At 35.6% G+C, this 14,881-nt stretch carries 18 protein-coding genes; 6 read left to right on the top strand and 12 right to left on the bottom strand.

Annotation, left to right across the window (positions count from 1 at the left end; all coding sequences use genetic code 11):
• Positions 1–44 precede the first annotated feature (44 nt).
• Complete coding sequence (gene lpxD, locus F6U93_RS04880; protein WP_150937397.1) at positions 45–1,037, top strand: UDP-3-O-(3-hydroxymyristoyl)glucosamine N-acyltransferase; 993 nt, start codon at positions 45–47, stop codon at positions 1,035–1,037.
• 3 nt (positions 1,038–1,040) lie between these two features.
• Here lpxD and F6U93_RS04875 read toward each other — a convergent pair whose 3' ends face one another.
• The 5 genes from F6U93_RS04875 to F6U93_RS04855 form a co-directional block, all read right to left on the bottom strand.
• Positions 1,041–1,796, bottom strand: a complete 756-nt coding sequence (locus F6U93_RS04875; protein WP_150937396.1) for a LytR/AlgR family response regulator transcription factor — start codon at positions 1,794–1,796, stop codon at positions 1,041–1,043.
• A 120-nt stretch (positions 1,797–1,916) separates the two neighbouring features.
• A complete protein-coding gene (locus F6U93_RS04870) occupies positions 1,917–2,234 on the bottom strand; it encodes a 2TM domain-containing protein (protein ID WP_150937394.1) in 318 nt (105 codons plus the stop codon).
• A 2-nt stretch (positions 2,235–2,236) separates the two neighbouring features.
• Entirely contained in the window at positions 2,237–2,554 is a 318-nt protein-coding gene (locus F6U93_RS04865) for a 2TM domain-containing protein (RefSeq protein ID WP_150937392.1), read from the bottom strand.
• 11 nt (positions 2,555–2,565) lie between these two features.
• Complete coding sequence (locus F6U93_RS04860; RefSeq protein WP_150937390.1) at positions 2,566–3,903, bottom strand: 2TM domain-containing protein; 1,338 nt, start codon at positions 3,901–3,903, stop codon at positions 2,566–2,568.
• A gap of 311 nt (positions 3,904–4,214) precedes the next feature.
• Positions 4,215–4,946 (bottom strand): energy transducer TonB, encoded by a 732-nt coding sequence (locus F6U93_RS04855; protein ID WP_150937388.1) that lies wholly within the window; start codon positions 4,944–4,946, stop codon positions 4,215–4,217.
• 493 nt (positions 4,947–5,439) lie between these two features.
• On the opposite strand from F6U93_RS04855, the gene F6U93_RS04850 reads away from it, so the two are divergent.
• Both F6U93_RS04850 and F6U93_RS04845 read left to right on the top strand, forming a co-directional pair.
• Positions 5,440–5,934: an RNA polymerase sigma factor gene (locus tag F6U93_RS04850; RefSeq protein ID WP_150937386.1), complete on the top strand. Its 495-nt coding sequence runs from the start codon at positions 5,440–5,442 to the stop codon at positions 5,932–5,934.
• A 4-nt stretch (positions 5,935–5,938) separates the two neighbouring features.
• Entirely contained in the window at positions 5,939–6,571 is a 633-nt protein-coding gene (locus F6U93_RS04845; protein ID WP_150937384.1) for a hypothetical protein, read from the top strand.
• Between the two features lie 25 nt (positions 6,572–6,596).
• Here F6U93_RS04845 and F6U93_RS04840 read toward each other — a convergent pair whose 3' ends face one another.
• Entirely contained in the window at positions 6,597–7,217 is a 621-nt protein-coding gene (locus F6U93_RS04840) for a pseudouridine synthase (protein WP_150937383.1), read from the bottom strand.
• Entirely contained in the window at positions 7,204–9,507 is a 2,304-nt protein-coding gene (locus tag F6U93_RS04835; RefSeq protein WP_150937381.1) for a type IA DNA topoisomerase, read from the bottom strand. Before F6U93_RS04835 ends, F6U93_RS04840 begins: the two co-directional genes overlap by 14 nt.
• A gap of 147 nt (positions 9,508–9,654) precedes the next feature.
• On the opposite strand from F6U93_RS04835, the gene F6U93_RS04830 reads away from it, so the two are divergent.
• Positions 9,655–10,014, top strand: coding sequence for a hypothetical protein (locus F6U93_RS04830; protein ID WP_150937379.1), 360 nt, complete (start codon positions 9,655–9,657; stop codon positions 10,012–10,014).
• Positions 10,015–10,080: 66 nt separating this feature from the next.
• Here F6U93_RS04830 and F6U93_RS04825 read toward each other — a convergent pair whose 3' ends face one another.
• The 5 genes from F6U93_RS04825 to F6U93_RS04805 form a co-directional block, all read right to left on the bottom strand.
• Positions 10,081–10,350, bottom strand: coding sequence for a hypothetical protein (locus tag F6U93_RS04825; RefSeq protein WP_150937377.1), 270 nt, complete (start codon positions 10,348–10,350; stop codon positions 10,081–10,083).
• A 222-nt stretch (positions 10,351–10,572) separates the two neighbouring features.
• Complete coding sequence (locus F6U93_RS04820) at positions 10,573–10,971, bottom strand: rhodanese-like domain-containing protein (protein ID WP_225312564.1); 399 nt, start codon at positions 10,969–10,971, stop codon at positions 10,573–10,575.
• A gap of 7 nt (positions 10,972–10,978) precedes the next feature.
• Positions 10,979–11,293, bottom strand: coding sequence for a rhodanese-like domain-containing protein (locus tag F6U93_RS04815; protein WP_150937375.1), 315 nt, complete (start codon positions 11,291–11,293; stop codon positions 10,979–10,981).
• Between the two features lie 107 nt (positions 11,294–11,400).
• Entirely contained in the window at positions 11,401–12,018 is a 618-nt protein-coding gene (locus tag F6U93_RS04810) for a thioredoxin family protein (RefSeq protein WP_150937373.1), read from the bottom strand.
• 12 nt (positions 12,019–12,030) lie between these two features.
• Positions 12,031–12,576, bottom strand: a complete 546-nt coding sequence (locus F6U93_RS04805) for a TlpA family protein disulfide reductase (protein ID WP_150937371.1) — start codon at positions 12,574–12,576, stop codon at positions 12,031–12,033.
• Positions 12,577–12,835: 259 nt separating this feature from the next.
• Between F6U93_RS04805 and F6U93_RS04800 the strand changes: the two genes are divergently transcribed.
• Together F6U93_RS04800 and F6U93_RS04795 are read left to right on the top strand one after the other, a co-directional pair.
• The gene (locus F6U93_RS04800; RefSeq protein ID WP_150937369.1) at positions 12,836–14,242 is read left to right on the top strand and encodes an anthranilate synthase component I family protein; all 1,407 of its coding nucleotides are present in this window, start codon (positions 12,836–12,838) and stop codon (positions 14,240–14,242) included.
• Positions 14,243–14,310: 68 nt separating this feature from the next.
• Complete coding sequence (locus F6U93_RS04795; protein ID WP_150937367.1) at positions 14,311–14,877, top strand: anthranilate synthase component II; 567 nt, start codon at positions 14,311–14,313, stop codon at positions 14,875–14,877.
• Positions 14,878–14,881: the final 4 nt, after the last annotated feature.

The following is a 14,881-nucleotide window of genomic DNA, read 5'->3' as shown; positions in this document are numbered from 1 at the left end:
TTTTTTTCTATTAGCTTTACACCCAAACGAAACTAAACTCACCCATGGCTTCATATACGATTCAAGAAATTAATGAAATTATAAAAGGTGAATTAATAGGTAGCACTGATGTACTTATTGAAGGCCCTGAACAGCTAAAAAACGCAAAAAAAAATCACATTACTTTTATTGGAAGTAACAAATACAGTAAGCTTTGGGATAGCACACAAGCTTGTGCTGCCGTTATCAACAACAATTTACATATTGAACCTGGAGAAAATAGAGCCATTATCAAGGTACCTAATGCCGATTTGGCTATGGCTAGTATTCTAGAAATGTTTAGTCCGCCAACACCAGAATTTGAAGTTGAAGTACACCCAACCGCTGTGATTCATGAAACCGTTAAAATAGGTCCTGACTGTATAGTTGGTGCCAACTGTTATATTGGTCCGAATGTGGTTCTAGGCGAAGGCGTTATCCTTTACCCGAATGTTTGCGTGTACGACGAAACCATTATTGGTGATTACACCACGGTTTGGTCTGGAACTATTATTAGAGAACGTTGTGTTATAGGTAACCATTGTATTTTCCATACCAACGTGAGTATTGGTGCCGACGGATTTGGTTACCGTCCATGTGATGATGGCCGTGGATTGGTTAAAATTCCGCAAATAGGAAACGTAATTATTGGTCATTATGTAGAAATTGGTGCCAATTCTTGTGTAGATCGTGCTAAATTTAGCTCGACGATTATAGGTGATGGTTGTAAAATTGATAACTTGGTTCAAATTGCACACAACAGTGTTATGGGGCGTTCTTGCATCATGGCCGGACACAGTGGCCTTGCCGGCTCTGTAACTTTAGGCGACGGTGTTATTATTGGAGGAAGTGCTTCCATTAAAGACCACACGACCATTGAATCTGGTGCTACTGTAGGTGCTGGATCTGGTGTGATTGGTGATATTAAAGCCGGACAAACCGTATTGGGTTACCCTGCTCAAGATTCTAGAGAGATGCTTAAGCAATGGGTGGCTTTAAAGCGTTTGACTAGGAAGTAATAATTACTCCAACCACAACTTAAAATCTTTGACACGCTCACGAGCTACGATAACATCCTGTTCGTTAAAGGTGTTTAATTTTATTTGTAAACGCGAATTGGTATAACTGACCATATCTTTTATTGCGTTGATGTTTACATAGAATTTTCGGTTGATGCGGAAGAAGGTTTCAGGTTCCAATTCGTTTTCTAGGAAGTCTAAAGTGGCGTCTAATAAATAGTTTCTGCCTTCAGAAGTATGAATATACGTGCCTTTATTTTCGCTGTACACACATTCAATATCTTCGATACTGATGAGTTTTAAGTGCTGCCCTACTTTTACTGAAAATCGCTTTTTATAGGCGCGATCTATTGGATTTACAAGCAGTTTTTTAATATCCTCAAAATCTAAAGTCACCCCTTGAGCTTGTGGTGTGCGTTCCTTAAATTTCTCAATAGCTGTGGTAAGCTCATCTTCGTCTATAGGTTTTAGCAAATAATCGATGCTGTTTAATTTGAAGGCTTTAAGTGCATATTCATCATAAGCAGTGGTAAAAATGATGGCTGACTTCACTTCTATGGCTTCAAAAATCTCGAATGAGAGTCCATCGCTGAGTTGAATGTCTAAAAATATTAAATCGGGATGTATGTTGGTTTTAAACCAGTTTATAGATTCTTCTACCGAATGTAGCATGACTTCAGCTTCTAAGTTTAAAGTTGTTAACATCCGTTGCAAGCGTCTTGCTGATGGTTTTTCGTCTTCTATAATTATGACATTCATTTTTTTCTGTAAGTTTAATTAGAATCGGACTTTGCGTTAGGCCGGCAAGCAGGGATTGCAACGGAAATCCCAACCTCCCGATAGCTATCGGGAGTGGTAACGCCCAAATTGTTATTGGTTTTATTCCCAACGTGTGGTTTGGTTTTCGGCATCCAAAAATTTTCGTAATTTCTCGTTTTCCCAACGTTTCTTGAAAAATAATCGGCCTTTAAACACATTCCAGGCGTGGTAGGTGATGAATACCGTCCAAGCGACTAAAATACAAATATCAAACCATTGAAAAAATGGCTTGTATGGGCCTGCCATGATGTATAAATTGTAGCAAAGCAATAACACTACAATGAGGTAGCCCACAAAATGGATGTAGAATATCTTTAGGTCCTTCACTTTTTTCTTAGCTTCAATATAAAGCTGATGTTTCTTTTCTTCTGTATCCATGTCTAATGAAAATTTTCTTGTTCCTTTTCCATGTATTCCTTTATTTTTTTCTCTTCCCAAGATTTTCCAAAAACGATATCTTTACCGAAGACACATAACCCGTGAAAGGCTAAGCCTATTCCCCAAAAAAGAGGTGTGGCAAAGGTGCCAAAATTCCAGAAATGACCACCATTAAACACAATCATGCTGGTGATAAAAATATTTACCGCAACATACCAGAAGGCATGCCAGTAAAAACCTTTGAGCTCTTTTAAGCGTTTTTCGGCTCTTAAATACGCTTCTTCTTTTTGATAATTTTCGTGATTATAATCTGATTCCATGATGTTTTATTTTAGTTCCATTTGCTTTTTTCTTCTTTCATAAATTGTTCAAGTTTGCGTTTTTCCCAGTTTCGGCCAAAAGCACCGTCGTCTACAAAAACACGGAAAGCTTGAATTACGAGACCTAAGCCCCAGCCAAACATGGGAAACCAAAACCACTGGAAGCCCCAATAGGTTTTATAGTTTACAAAAATTAAAAATGGAATGACTACGCAATAAGATGCTAGGCTGTAATAAAAGCCTTTTAATTCTTCTACGTGTTTGCGTGCACGTACGTAACTGTCGTCTAAATGTGATTGTGATGTTGTTCTCATGATTGATATTTTTTTAGTAAGCATTGGAATTGACACGGCAAAACGCTTTGCTTCTTTGGTTATGTTGACTTTACGATTGGTGAGTAAATTGTAGCGTTGGTTGATATTGTTCAACCCCACGCCACTACTCTTTTTCACTATTTGTTTGGGCTGAAAATTGTTTTCCACCACTAAATTATGTTCTTCTTCATATATGGTGATATGCAAGGGCTTGCTGGAGGTCACCATATTGTGTTTTACGGCATTTTCTAATAAAAGCTGCAATGATAGAGGTACGACCTTACTTTCGGGATTAGAGGCTTGCTCTGGCATGGTGAATACAATACTGTCTTCAAAACGCATTTTAAGTAAGGACATATAAGTTTTTGCAAACTGTAGTTCTTCATCTACAGTAACCAACTCTTTACTTTTTTGCTCCAATACATAACGATATACTTTAGACAATCCTGTGGTGAACTTTTGCGCATTTTTAGGATTTTCTTCAATTAAACTGGTTAATACATTTAAACTGTTAAACAGAAAATGTGGGTCTAATTGATTTTTTAAAGCGTCAAACTTTGCACTAGCGGTCCCTGCAATGACTTTTTGTTCTTTTAACTTGTTTTGCTGGTACCTGTTGTAGTAATAAACAATATGAAATATGGCTACAATGGTGAGCGTAATCCAAAGTCCGAATTGATAATATTCTAACTTTTCACCACTCAAAAAGGTATTAAAGTCCATGCCGTAATAAACCATTGCAGATGCTAAGCGCAAAACAAATAAGCCTATTAAAGTGATGATAATCGCCCCGACAACACCAATAATAATTCGTTTTGCATATTCCTTTTTTGTCCAATTTAAACCATTCAAATATTTAAAGAAATACATATTAGAATAGCCTAATACAAATCCATATAATTGGTAAAACACGAAATCTATGAGTAGTGTATTAGCACTTTTAGTTTCAAAATCGCCGTTAATTAAAGTCCCTATTACAAAAGCAATACAGCCTACAACAAATAATATGATGCTATTTTTAACGGTTTTAGACATAAGGGTTCGAAAGTTAAAAGTTAAATTTAGTGAAAAGTTTTTCGGCAGAGGTTACAGTTGTTTTTTAGATTCCCGTTTACACAGATATAAATTTTCAATTTAAGATGATAGTCTAGATTTTTCATAATGATACGTTTTAAGATTAATGATGAAGCAAATATCTAACAAAAGACCTGATTTTGGAAAACCGTTTGACTGAACTGTAGAAACTTTAAGATGAAATGTAGAAACCAGCTATAAACATAAAGAAGGCGGCTTGAAAAGTTGAATTTTCAAGCCGCCTCTAAATTTTTAATTCAAAAAACACAGATCTATCGAGATTCGTATTTAAAGAAAATAGGCACTGCGTAAGAAACCTTTACGGGTTTTCCGCGTTGCTTTCCTGGGATCATATCAGGCAGTAAGCCTATAATGCGTTCGGCTTCTTTTTCCAAAGTTTTATCTGGACCTCTAGATCTTATTGATGCTATTTTTCCATTCGCATCAATTATAAACACCACGGAAACACGACCTTGAACACCTAAGTCTAAAGCAGATTGTGGGTATCTAAAGTGCTTAGAAATATGTGCCTTCATTTTTTCTTGAAAACAAGCAATCTTCTCATCATTAGTGCCTTGTTCACAACCAGGAAAAACGGGAACATGTTCTATGACAGCAAAAGGCACTTGAACATCTTCTTCGATTTCTTCAACTTCAACGGCTTCAACAGCAACCGGTATTGGTGCCATAACGGCATCTTCTAGTCCGATTTCAGAACTCTCAATAACCGTTTCTTCAATTTCAACAGCATCTTCAACAATCTTGATAGACTCATGAACTGATGCAGGAGGTGGCGGTGGAGGTGGCGTATTTACGTTCACAATTGGAATTTCCTCTTCAAATTGTTTTTGTATGTTTATAATTTCAACAACATCTTGGTCTGCTTTATAAGTTTTAATTTCTAAAGCTTGCCAAGTAAAAAACAACATGATGTTTAATCCGATAGCAAAATATATACTGCTATTTCTCCCAATGTCTACTACGGGGTTCTTCTTAGCTTTCATAACGATATATTTTAGAACTTATTAATATTCTAAAGCTAGAAAATTTTACTCAAAAAAACCATGACATTTATCATGATAAACAACTCTATTAAAGACATTTACCGCTTAACCTCAATAACAAGTCACAAACTCATTTTGAAGCAATTTTTTTTAAATAGAAAGGGCATCATCAATTGAAGTTTTCGAATTATATTTTTTTCATATATTAGCCCTTCTGACTATCAATTATTTAGATTTTTTAGCACCATAGATTCTATCTATACACCATATTCAAAAACCTAAAAACCAGTTAATTACTAAAAAAAATCTAAACTTTCACTTCAACAAAAAAACAAATCTTATAAACCTCAACCATAAACAGCTCTAAATCTTAACATTACCTGTGATTTTAAACGGTTTATAAAAAACCAAACTAATATTTATAAAATATATTTCTATTAAAGTGTAACAATTTAAAACTTTAAAACACTTACATCATAACTAATCCAACCCCTTGAATAAAGAGTTAGAACATAATTTTGTTGAATTACTTGAAAAGCACCAAAATATCGTGCACAAGGTATGCCGTTTGTACACCAATAATTACGATGCGCATAACGATTTATTTCAAGAAATTACGATTCAGTTATGGCGTGCTTACCCGAAATTTAGAGGTGATGCAAAATTTAGTACCTGGATGTATCGTGTGGGATTAAATACCGCAATTACGCTTTATAGAAAATCAAAGCGTACCATAAATACGCAAGACTTTGAAGGCGTTGCTTTTAAAATGAAGGCCGAAGAGTACGACGATACCCAAGAGCAACAATTAAAAGTGCTTTACCAAGCCGTCCATCAATTAAATGATATTGAAAAGGCTCTAGTGTTTCTATATTTAGAAGACAAAGACTATAGAGAAATAAGTGAAACTTTGGGAATTAGTGAAGTGAATGCCCGTGTGAAGATGAACAGAATTAAAACGAAGCTAAAAACCATTTTAAATCCGTAACCCTATGGATGAATTAGATTTATTAAAGAAAGATTGGAATCAAAGTTCCAATAGTCATAAGGTTTCTGCGAGATCTATATATGCCATGCTACATAAAAAATCGTCTTCTATAGTAAAGACGCTGTTTTATATCAGTATTGCAGAGCTCGTTTTTTGGATTCTCATTAATGTATTACCTACTTTTTTTTCGAAATCATACAACGAACAACTTGATCTTGTTTTCACCAATAAAACAGTTTTAACGCTAATAAATGTTTTCACTTATGCCATTATCTTGCTTTTTATTTATCTCTTATTTAAAGCACACAAGGCCATTTCGGTCACCGATAACGCTAAGAAACTAATGCAAAGCATCCTCAAAACACGTAAAATCATTAAATATTACGTGTTATACAACCTCATTGTACTTTTTATTTCAGTAATAATCGGTTTATATTTTGGTATTGAACATTCACCTGAAGTTTCCGACAAACTTACAAATGCCAGTTCTTCAGAAATTTTAGTATTCTATGGTATATGCGTTATCATGGTAGTGTTTTTCACACTATGTTTTTGGCTGTTTTACAAGCTTTTATACGGTTTACTACTAAAACGATTAAACCAAAATTATAGAGAACTTAAGAAGTTGGAGGTATAAAAACACCTCCCTAGCCCTCCTCAAGTTATGATACACCTCCCCGACCCTCCTCAAGGAGGGATCTTAAATTGGGGATTTCAATTACATCACCCGGTTGCATGTTTTTTATCTGAATATCCCCCACCCGAACGCGTACCAAGCGCAAAGTTGGAAAGCCTACAGCCGATGTCATTTTTCGTACCTGCCTAAATTTGCCTTCTTTTAACACCACCGAAATCCATGGCGCCGGACCATGACGCTCGTCGCGTATCTTTTTAGAGCGAGTTGGTAAGTTAGGAATTTCCTTTAAAGCAAAGGTTTTACAGGGTTTGGTTTGGTACTTTTTACCATTAAAACCTATTTCTACTCCTGTTTTTAATTTTTCTATCGCTTCCGCGGAAATGGCCCCGTCTACTTGCGCGTAGTACTCCTTCTCTACCTTACGACTGTTTACATAATCGCTCATTTTACCATTGGTGGTTAAGAGTAACAAACCTTCCGATTTTTCATCCAAACGGCCAATGGCCATAATGCCTTCGGGGAAATCATAAAGACTGCCTAAAAAGTTTTTAGATTGCTGTTTGGAATCGTGACTTTTAAACTGACTTAAAAAACCATAAGGTTTGTAAATCATAAAGTGTCTATGCGGTGTTTTAGATGCTTCCATTTAATATTTGATGCACCAGCGCTTTGGTAGGTTTTTGTCCGTTCATAGCCGCTCTTACAGCTTCAAAAGTCATCGTAAAATCACAACCAGATTTATAAGCGCTACAACCGTAAGCTGTTTTTCCTTTAATGACAGTGCCTTTTTTACATTTCGGGCAAGCCAAAGCATCAGAAGTTGGTTTTTCTATCACTTTCGCGGAAGTCTTTTTCGGTTCCAACTTCAACTGAAAGTCATCATCAAAACGCAACAAACCTTCCACAGTTCCTGTTTCTGTTTTAAAGCCTTTCAAATTCACCGTAGAGCCTTTCTGAAGCAAACGAATAAATTGCTTTTCAGATATTTTTTTATTCGAAAAACTAAACGGTAACACAAAATCACAGCCCGCTTTGTAGGCGCTACAACCATAAGCTGTTTTTCCTTTTAGAAGTTTTCCTTTTTTACATTTCGGACAAGTTTCATCTAAAATGCCTGCTGCTTTTTTAGTTTCTGCTTTAGCCGCACGTTGTTTCTGCACGGTTTCATAAGAAATATTAGCGCGTTTGGTTTCGCTCCGCACCTCATAAACCAAAGCATCTACCATGCGTTTCATGTTTTTAATGAAAGCTGCTGCACTGTACTCGCCTTTTTCAATGTCCTTAAGTTGTTTCTCCCAAGAACCGGTTAATTCGGCAGATTTCAACAAATCATTTTGAATGGTATCTATCAACTGAATCCCCGTAACCGTAGGCAATACTTGCTTTTTATTTCGTTTAATATATTTTCTTCTAAAGAGGGTTTCAATAATATTGGCCCGTGTTGATGGTCGGCCAATACCGTTCTCCTTCATTAAATCACGCAACTCTTCATCATCAACCTGTTTTCCTGCGGTTTCCATGGCTCGCAGTAAGGAGGCTTCTGTAAATTGATTTGGTGGCTTGGTTTCCTTTTCTAAAAATGAAGGCTCATGCGGTCCCTTTTCACCTTTAACAAAAGTGGGTAAGATGCCTGATTCCTTTTCCTTAGCATTCGGATTTTCAAAAACCACACGCCAACCTTTGTCTATAATTTCCTTTCCAGTGGTTTTAAACACAATTTTAGCCGCATTTCCTAAAACCGTGGTATTCGATACCGTACAGTCGTCATAAAAAACAGCAATAAAGCGCTTCACAATAATATCATAAACCTGCTGCTGTGCCGCCTGTAAATGGGTTTGCATCCCCGTTGGAATGATCGCATGGTGGTCTGTTACTTTTTTATCGTTAAAAACCCGTGTTGATTTTTTTATTTTCTTAGCTAAAACAGGTCGTGTTAAAGCCACATAATTAGTAAGCTTTTGAAGAATACCAGGGACTTTTGGATAAATATCATTGGGTAAAAAAGTGGTATCTACTCTAGGATACGTCACCACTTTACGTTCATATAGCGCTTGAACGATTTTAAGAGTTTCATCGGCTGAAAATCCGAATTTCGTATTACAATACACCTGTAACCCCGTTAAATCGAATAATTTTGGTGCGTATTCTTTACCTTTTTTCTTGGTGATCGAATCAATTTCAAATTCACTTTCTTTTACTTTATTCGCTAAAGATTCACCATCTTCTTTCTTTAAAAAGCGCCCTTCTTCATAACTAAAAAGGGTGTCGCGATATTTGGTTTGTAACTCCCAATACGGTTGTGGCTTGAAGTTTTCAATTTCCTTAAAACGATTCACCACCATAGCTAAAGTAGGCGTTTGTACGCGCCCAACAGAAAGTACTTGCTTGTACCCGCCGTGTTTTACCGTGTATAATCTCGTAGCATTCATACCCAATAACCAATCACCAATCGCTCGTGAAAAGCCTGCGTAATACAGATTATCATAGTCGGTTGCTGGTTTTAAGCTCTCAAAACCTTCTTTAATGGCTTCAGTTGTTAAGGATGAAATCCATAAACGTTGTACCTCGCCTTTATAATTGGCTTCATTCAACACCCAACGCTGAATGAGCTCCCCCTCCTGCCCGGCATCGCCACAGTTTATAACCACTTCGGCCTTATCAAATAAACTTTTTACAATTTTGAATTGCTTCTGAATCCCTGAATTTGACACCACCTTAGTCTCAAACTTCTCAGGAAGCATGGGTAGGTTGTTTAAATCCCAACTTTTCCAGTACGGTTTATAATCGTTGGGTTCTTTTAAAGTACATAAATGTCCGAAAGTATAGGTTACCGCATAACCATTGCCTTCATAGAAGCCATCGCGCTGCGTATTTGCTCCTAGAACAGCAGCAATCTCACGGGCAACACTTGGTTTTTCGGCTATACAGACTTTCATTTATAAATTTTAAAACAGGCATGCAAAATAGAACTTTATAATAGCTTTTAAAAAGGTTATTGTTAGGAGTTATTAACGGCACATCGAATAATGATTGTATTTTTACCCGCTGAGAAAAAGTTAATAACAGCAAGAAGCATCAAAAACATGAGCATTCAAGATTTAGTAGGCGATTTTTCTATTGTTGGCAGCAATCAAGATGGCGAACCCTACAATTATAAAGGCACTTTAAATTTAAGCCTGGACCATCACAACAGAATTAAGGCGCGCTGGCTTATAAATGAAAACCAAGTTCAAATAGGACACGGTTTTTTTAAAGACAACATTCTAGTAATCAATTTTCATTACACGGGTGAAAACCACCAAACCTTTCATGGTGTTGTGGTTTACAAATGTCTGTCTAAAAATGTATTTGAGGGTTTTTGGTCTGAAGAATATGGTGACCCGCAATACTTAGGATCAGAGCAATGTACACGAATGGACATCGCTAACAACACCTTAAATTAACAATATAAAAAAAGCCTGTATAATTGAATTTATACAGGCTTCTTTTCAGACTGAAACAAAAAAGGTTTAACTCACTTTTTGCGCTTCCTTCATATCTTTTAATAATTTCAATTCACGTTGAATTTCTTCTCGACGTGCCGCCACTTTATTTACTTTTTCATCTATGATTGCTTGATGTCTAAGCCGACGTTCACGCCTCTCTAATTCTTTTTCTTCTCTCTGTTGTCTTTCCTTTATCTCTCTGGCTTTTTCCTGAGCAACCGATATATATGAATATCCATACATACTCATAAACAATAAAGCAACTATACCTAGTACTACAAATCCGTATTCCATCTTAAAACGCTATAAATTAATTCTTGTTGTAGCTATTAAATTATTGAATTATCAATGTTTTAATAAGCTTACTATCAAAGATATAAAAAAGCATATCTTGAATTAAAATAAAAAAGATGAATGACTTAATTTATAGATAAACGTTAATAAATTCATTTTAAATTAACATTTGTAAATTATTAAACCTAAATATGAAATAAAAAAAGTCGCAATTGAAAAGAGCTATTTACCTTTTACTACAGGTAAACCCTTGTCTTTCCAGACTAAAAAACCACCCTTTAAATTATAGATTGTAGTAAACCCAACTTTCTTAAAAGCAGAAACGCTTTTTTTACTACGATTCCCTGATTTGCAATAAATGTACACGGGTTTACTGGAGTTTAATTTTTCAATATTTTTAATAAAATCGCCTGACTTAAAATCAACATTAATCGCATGCTTCAAATGGCCTGCTTTAAACTCTTCTAATGTTCTCACATCAATAAGCTGAACAAAATCATGACTCACGTCATTTTGAAATTGCTCGGCCTTCATATCAGTATAATCATCAGATTTTGATTGACCACAACTCGTGAAAGCAACAACTATAAAAATTAATAAATAGTGCATATAAAATTTCATACGCTATCTATTTTTCAACCACATCTCCGGTCCATTCTAGCATACCGCCTTCAAGGTTATAGGCGTTTTCAAAACCTAATTGCTCCATGATTTGACAGGCTTTTCCTGAACGATTTCCTGAACGGCAATACACGTAATAGTTTTTAGATTTATCTAAAGCTTCTATTTCATCAACAAACTCTTGACCTTTATAGATATCAATATGAATCGCGTTCTCTATAATACCTTCTGCAACTTCAGCATCAGTTCTTACATCTAAAACAACAGCATTGTTATCATTAGCTAATTGTTCTACCCATTCTTCTTGTGTTAAATCTTCCATGTTTTTATGTAATAAGTGTTCTACAAAATTAAGGCTTATAAAACTTATAGCCGAAAAAAAATCCGAAGAATTATTACTTCGGATTTATATAAGATATTTACTTCTCATTATACTTTAATAGAACAACCAATGGCTTTTGTTTCTTTTTCAGACACTTCTTGACCTTTTAATAAGGCATCTACAGCATTTTCAACATATTTCACTTTAACTTCTGAAGCATCTTTATAATTATCGTCAATAGCTCCTATGTATTTGACTACGCTACCCTTGCCGGTTTTCTCTAACACAAAGATATGTGGTGTTTTTGTTGCTCCGAATTTCGGGTACACATGCTGACCTTCATCAATCAAATAAGGAAAATCAAAGCCTTTCTCTTCGGCTCGCTTTTTCATTTCTGGTAAAGCATCACCAGGTTTAACGTCTATATTATTAGGCATAATCGCTATTACAGGATAGCCCATTGGTGCATATTTTTTATTTAAAGCTACGATTCTGTCTTCATACATAACCGCGTAAGGGCAAGTATTACAGGTAAAGGTGATAATAAATCCTTTGGCATTTTTATAATCGGCCATAGATACCATGTTTCCGTCAATATTTTTTAAAGAAAAATCTTCAGCAACATCGCCTATTTTATAACCGGTATTGGTATTCGTATTCACAGTAAAAGCGCTTATTAAAAGTACTAACAAGCCACCTGAAATTATTTTAATGACATTTTTCATATGATTATCATTTTAGTTTATAAATGGTTTTATTTCTTTTTCTAATTCGTCGTATGTAAATGACTGTTCGAAAAAAGCTCTTTTGTCTTTATTATAAATTACCGTTGCAGGAATAGAGCCTGACCAGCTTTCATCGACTTTTGGAATCCAAGTATTCATATCGGGATCATCTAAAGCCACAACATGAGATTGTAGATTATTTTCTTTTATAAAAGGCTTCAGTTTGGTATCGTACATGTGCGGAAAATCTAAACTCACTAAAAGTACTTCAACGTTTTCATCAGCATAAGCAGCATTTAATTTCTCAAAATAAGGCAATTCCTTAACACAAGGTGCACACCACGTGGCCCAAAAATTCACCACATAAACCTTATCGTCTTTCTTATTTAGAAACTTTTCAAAACCATCAAAATCGTAGACTTCAAGAGCATCTCCCTTTTCTTGAGGAACTTCAACTTTTATTTCCTTTGAAGCTGTTTCAGTAACCGCTTCGTTTTTTTTATTTCCCCCACAACTTGCCATTATCAAAAAGGCAACAAATAACACGTTTAACTTCATAAGCATAAAACTAAATAATACTTCTTTGAATATCTTTTAGTTTAACAAACTTTTAATTAAAAAAGTAACATAAAGTTTTGCGTAATGGCTTATCATTTTTATATTTGGCAAGATAAAATTTACAAAATGAACACAATTTTAAACAATACTTGGTGGTGGTGCTTTCGAAACTAATCTTCGTGAAGTAAAATCCTAGTATATTTAAAAATTAAAATATCAAAAGGCTTGTCATTCACGACAAGCCTTTTTTATGTCATATATGAAAAAATTTAGCCTATACACCCATCATAAACGAATCTTAACCGACACGATTACCCCTGTAACGGTATACTATAAAATTCGTGATAAATACCCGAATAGCATCTTGTTAGAGAGTGGTGATTACCATAGAAGTCATAAAAACTTCTCTTACATTTGCTTCAACCCTATTGCAACAATTAAGGTTGAAAACGAGGTGATTTCTGAAACCTATCCTGACGGAAGTTCAACAAACATAGCCATCACAGAAGACGTTAATGTTGTAGATGAAATTTATAAATTCACTAAGCGTTTTGATGTGAATACTGATGAAGATTTCAAATTCATAAACAACGGGATTTTTGGCTATACAGCTTATGATGCTGTTCGTTATTTTGAGGACATTCAAATAAGCAAAAAGGACAATTCGGTAACCGTTCCTGATATGTATTATGCCGTTTACAAGAATATTATAGCCATTAATCATTATAAAAATGAAGCTTATATTTTTGCACACTGCTACGAAGACCAGGAAAACAATATTGATGCTATTGACAAACTAATTAACACGCAGAATTTTGCCGAATACGATTTCAGCGCTAAAGGTGACATACAATCTAACCTAACCGATGACGAATACAGAACCCAAGTCGCTGTTGGTAAAAAACATGCCGGTCGTGGTGACATCTTTCAACTTGTATTATCTAGACGATTTTCACAAGAATTTACGGGCGATGATTTTAACGTCTATCGCGCACTACGTAGCATCAACCCTTCACCATACCTCTTCTATTTTGATTATGGTGATTTTAGAATTTTTGGTAGTTCGCCAGAAGCCCAATTGGTTGTAGATGACGGTTTGGCTGAAATTCATCCTATTGCCGGAACCTTTAAACGTACCGGAAACGACGAACAAGACAACAAACTTGCGGAACAATTAAAGGCCGACGACAAAGAAAACGCAGAACACGTGATGCTTGTCGATTTAGCCAGAAACGACCTGAGTCGTCACGGAAGCGGTGTTAAAGTAGAAACATATCGTGAAGTACAGTTCTTCTCGCATGTGATTCACCTAGTGAGTAAGGTTATTGGAAAAAAACACGACACCACCTCAACCATGCAAGTAGTTGCCGACACTTTTCCTGCTGGAACCTTAAGCGGTGCTCCAAAACACATGGCTATGCAACTTATTGAAAAATATGAAAAAACGAGTCGTGGGTATTACGGAGGCGCTATTGGATTTATGGATTTTGACGGAAATTTTAATCATGCCATTATGATACGTACTTTTTTAAGTAAAGACTATAAGTTAAACTGGCAAGCCGGTGCAGGAATTGTTTCAAAATCGGATGCTGAAAGTGAATTACAAGAGGTTTATAATAAACTTGGCGCTTTAACCAAAGCCATCACTCTAGCTGAAGATATTTAAAACACAGGCTCAGAAAAAAGAATAAAGTATAACTTAAAACAGATTCCTTCGACCCTAGGAATAAAGCGATGAAAAAAATATTAGTTATAGATAATTACGACAGTTTTACTTACAATCTAGTGCATTATTTAGAAGATCTAGACTGTGATGTTACTGTGGTAAGAAACGATAAATTAACCCTTGAAGATGTTGAACCTTTTGATAAAATCGTATTATCACCAGGTCCTGGAATTCCAGATGAAGCGGGGTTGTTAAAAGCCATTATAGAAAAATATGCCCCTACAAAAAGTATATTCGGGGTATGTTTAGGGCAACAAGCTATTGGTGAGGTTTTTGGTGGCTCGCTAGTCAATTTAGATGATGTATATCACGGTGTTGCCACCCCTGTAGCTATTTGTGTTGATGACGAAATCCTTTTTAATGGCTTAGAAAAAAACATTGAAGTAGGACGCTATCATTCATGGGTGGTAAATCCTGATTTACCTGATTGTTTAGAAGCCACCTCTTATGATTCAAACGGACAAGTAATGTCTCTAAGACATAAAACATTTGACGTTAGAGGCGTACAATACCATCCAGAATCGGTTTTAACCCCAGAAGGCAAGCAAATTTTAAAGAATTGGGTGAATAGTTAGTTGT

The organism is Pseudotamlana haliotis (assembly GCF_008806375.1).
Lineage (GTDB): Bacteria > Bacteroidota > Bacteroidia > Flavobacteriales > Flavobacteriaceae > Pseudotamlana > Pseudotamlana haliotis.
The sequence above is the reverse complement of the archived record's forward strand: the minus strand, read 5'-3'. Positions and strand labels throughout refer to the sequence as shown.

Coding starts and splice junctions, on each gene's coding strand:
- lpxD (WP_150937397.1), top strand. CDS start 45: ATGGCTTCATATACGATTCAAGAAATTAATGAAATTATAAAAGGTGAA.
- F6U93_RS04875 (WP_150937396.1), bottom strand. CDS start 1,796: ATGAATGTCATAATTATAGAAGACGAAAAACCATCAGCAAGACGCTTG.
- F6U93_RS04870 (WP_150937394.1), bottom strand. CDS start 2,234: ATGGATACAGAAGAAAAGAAACATCAGCTTTATATTGAAGCTAAGAAA.
- F6U93_RS04865 (WP_150937392.1), bottom strand. CDS start 2,554: ATGGAATCAGATTATAATCACGAAAATTATCAAAAAGAAGAAGCGTAT.
- F6U93_RS04860 (WP_150937390.1), bottom strand. CDS start 3,903: ATGTCTAAAACCGTTAAAAATAGCATCATATTATTTGTTGTAGGCTGT.
- F6U93_RS04855 (WP_150937388.1), bottom strand. CDS start 4,946: ATGAAAGCTAAGAAGAACCCCGTAGTAGACATTGGGAGAAATAGCAGT.
- F6U93_RS04845 (WP_150937384.1), top strand. CDS start 5,939: ATGGATGAATTAGATTTATTAAAGAAAGATTGGAATCAAAGTTCCAAT.
- F6U93_RS04840 (WP_150937383.1), bottom strand. CDS start 7,217: ATGGAAGCATCTAAAACACCGCATAGACACTTTATGATTTACAAACCT.
- F6U93_RS04835 (WP_150937381.1), bottom strand. CDS start 9,507: ATGAAAGTCTGTATAGCCGAAAAACCAAGTGTTGCCCGTGAGATTGCT.
- F6U93_RS04830 (WP_150937379.1), top strand. CDS start 9,655: ATGAGCATTCAAGATTTAGTAGGCGATTTTTCTATTGTTGGCAGCAAT.
- F6U93_RS04825 (WP_150937377.1), bottom strand. CDS start 10,350: ATGGAATACGGATTTGTAGTACTAGGTATAGTTGCTTTATTGTTTATG.
- F6U93_RS04820 (WP_225312564.1), bottom strand. CDS start 10,971: ATGAAATTTTATATGCACTATTTATTAATTTTTATAGTTGTTGCTTTC.
- F6U93_RS04815 (WP_150937375.1), bottom strand. CDS start 11,293: ATGGAAGATTTAACACAAGAAGAATGGGTAGAACAATTAGCTAATGAT.
- F6U93_RS04810 (WP_150937373.1), bottom strand. CDS start 12,018: ATGAAAAATGTCATTAAAATAATTTCAGGTGGCTTGTTAGTACTTTTA.
- F6U93_RS04805 (WP_150937371.1), bottom strand. CDS start 12,576: ATGAAGTTAAACGTGTTATTTGTTGCCTTTTTGATAATGGCAAGTTGT.
- F6U93_RS04800 (WP_150937369.1), top strand. CDS start 12,836: ATGAAAAAATTTAGCCTATACACCCATCATAAACGAATCTTAACCGAC.
- F6U93_RS04795 (WP_150937367.1), top strand. CDS start 14,311: ATGAAAAAAATATTAGTTATAGATAATTACGACAGTTTTACTTACAAT.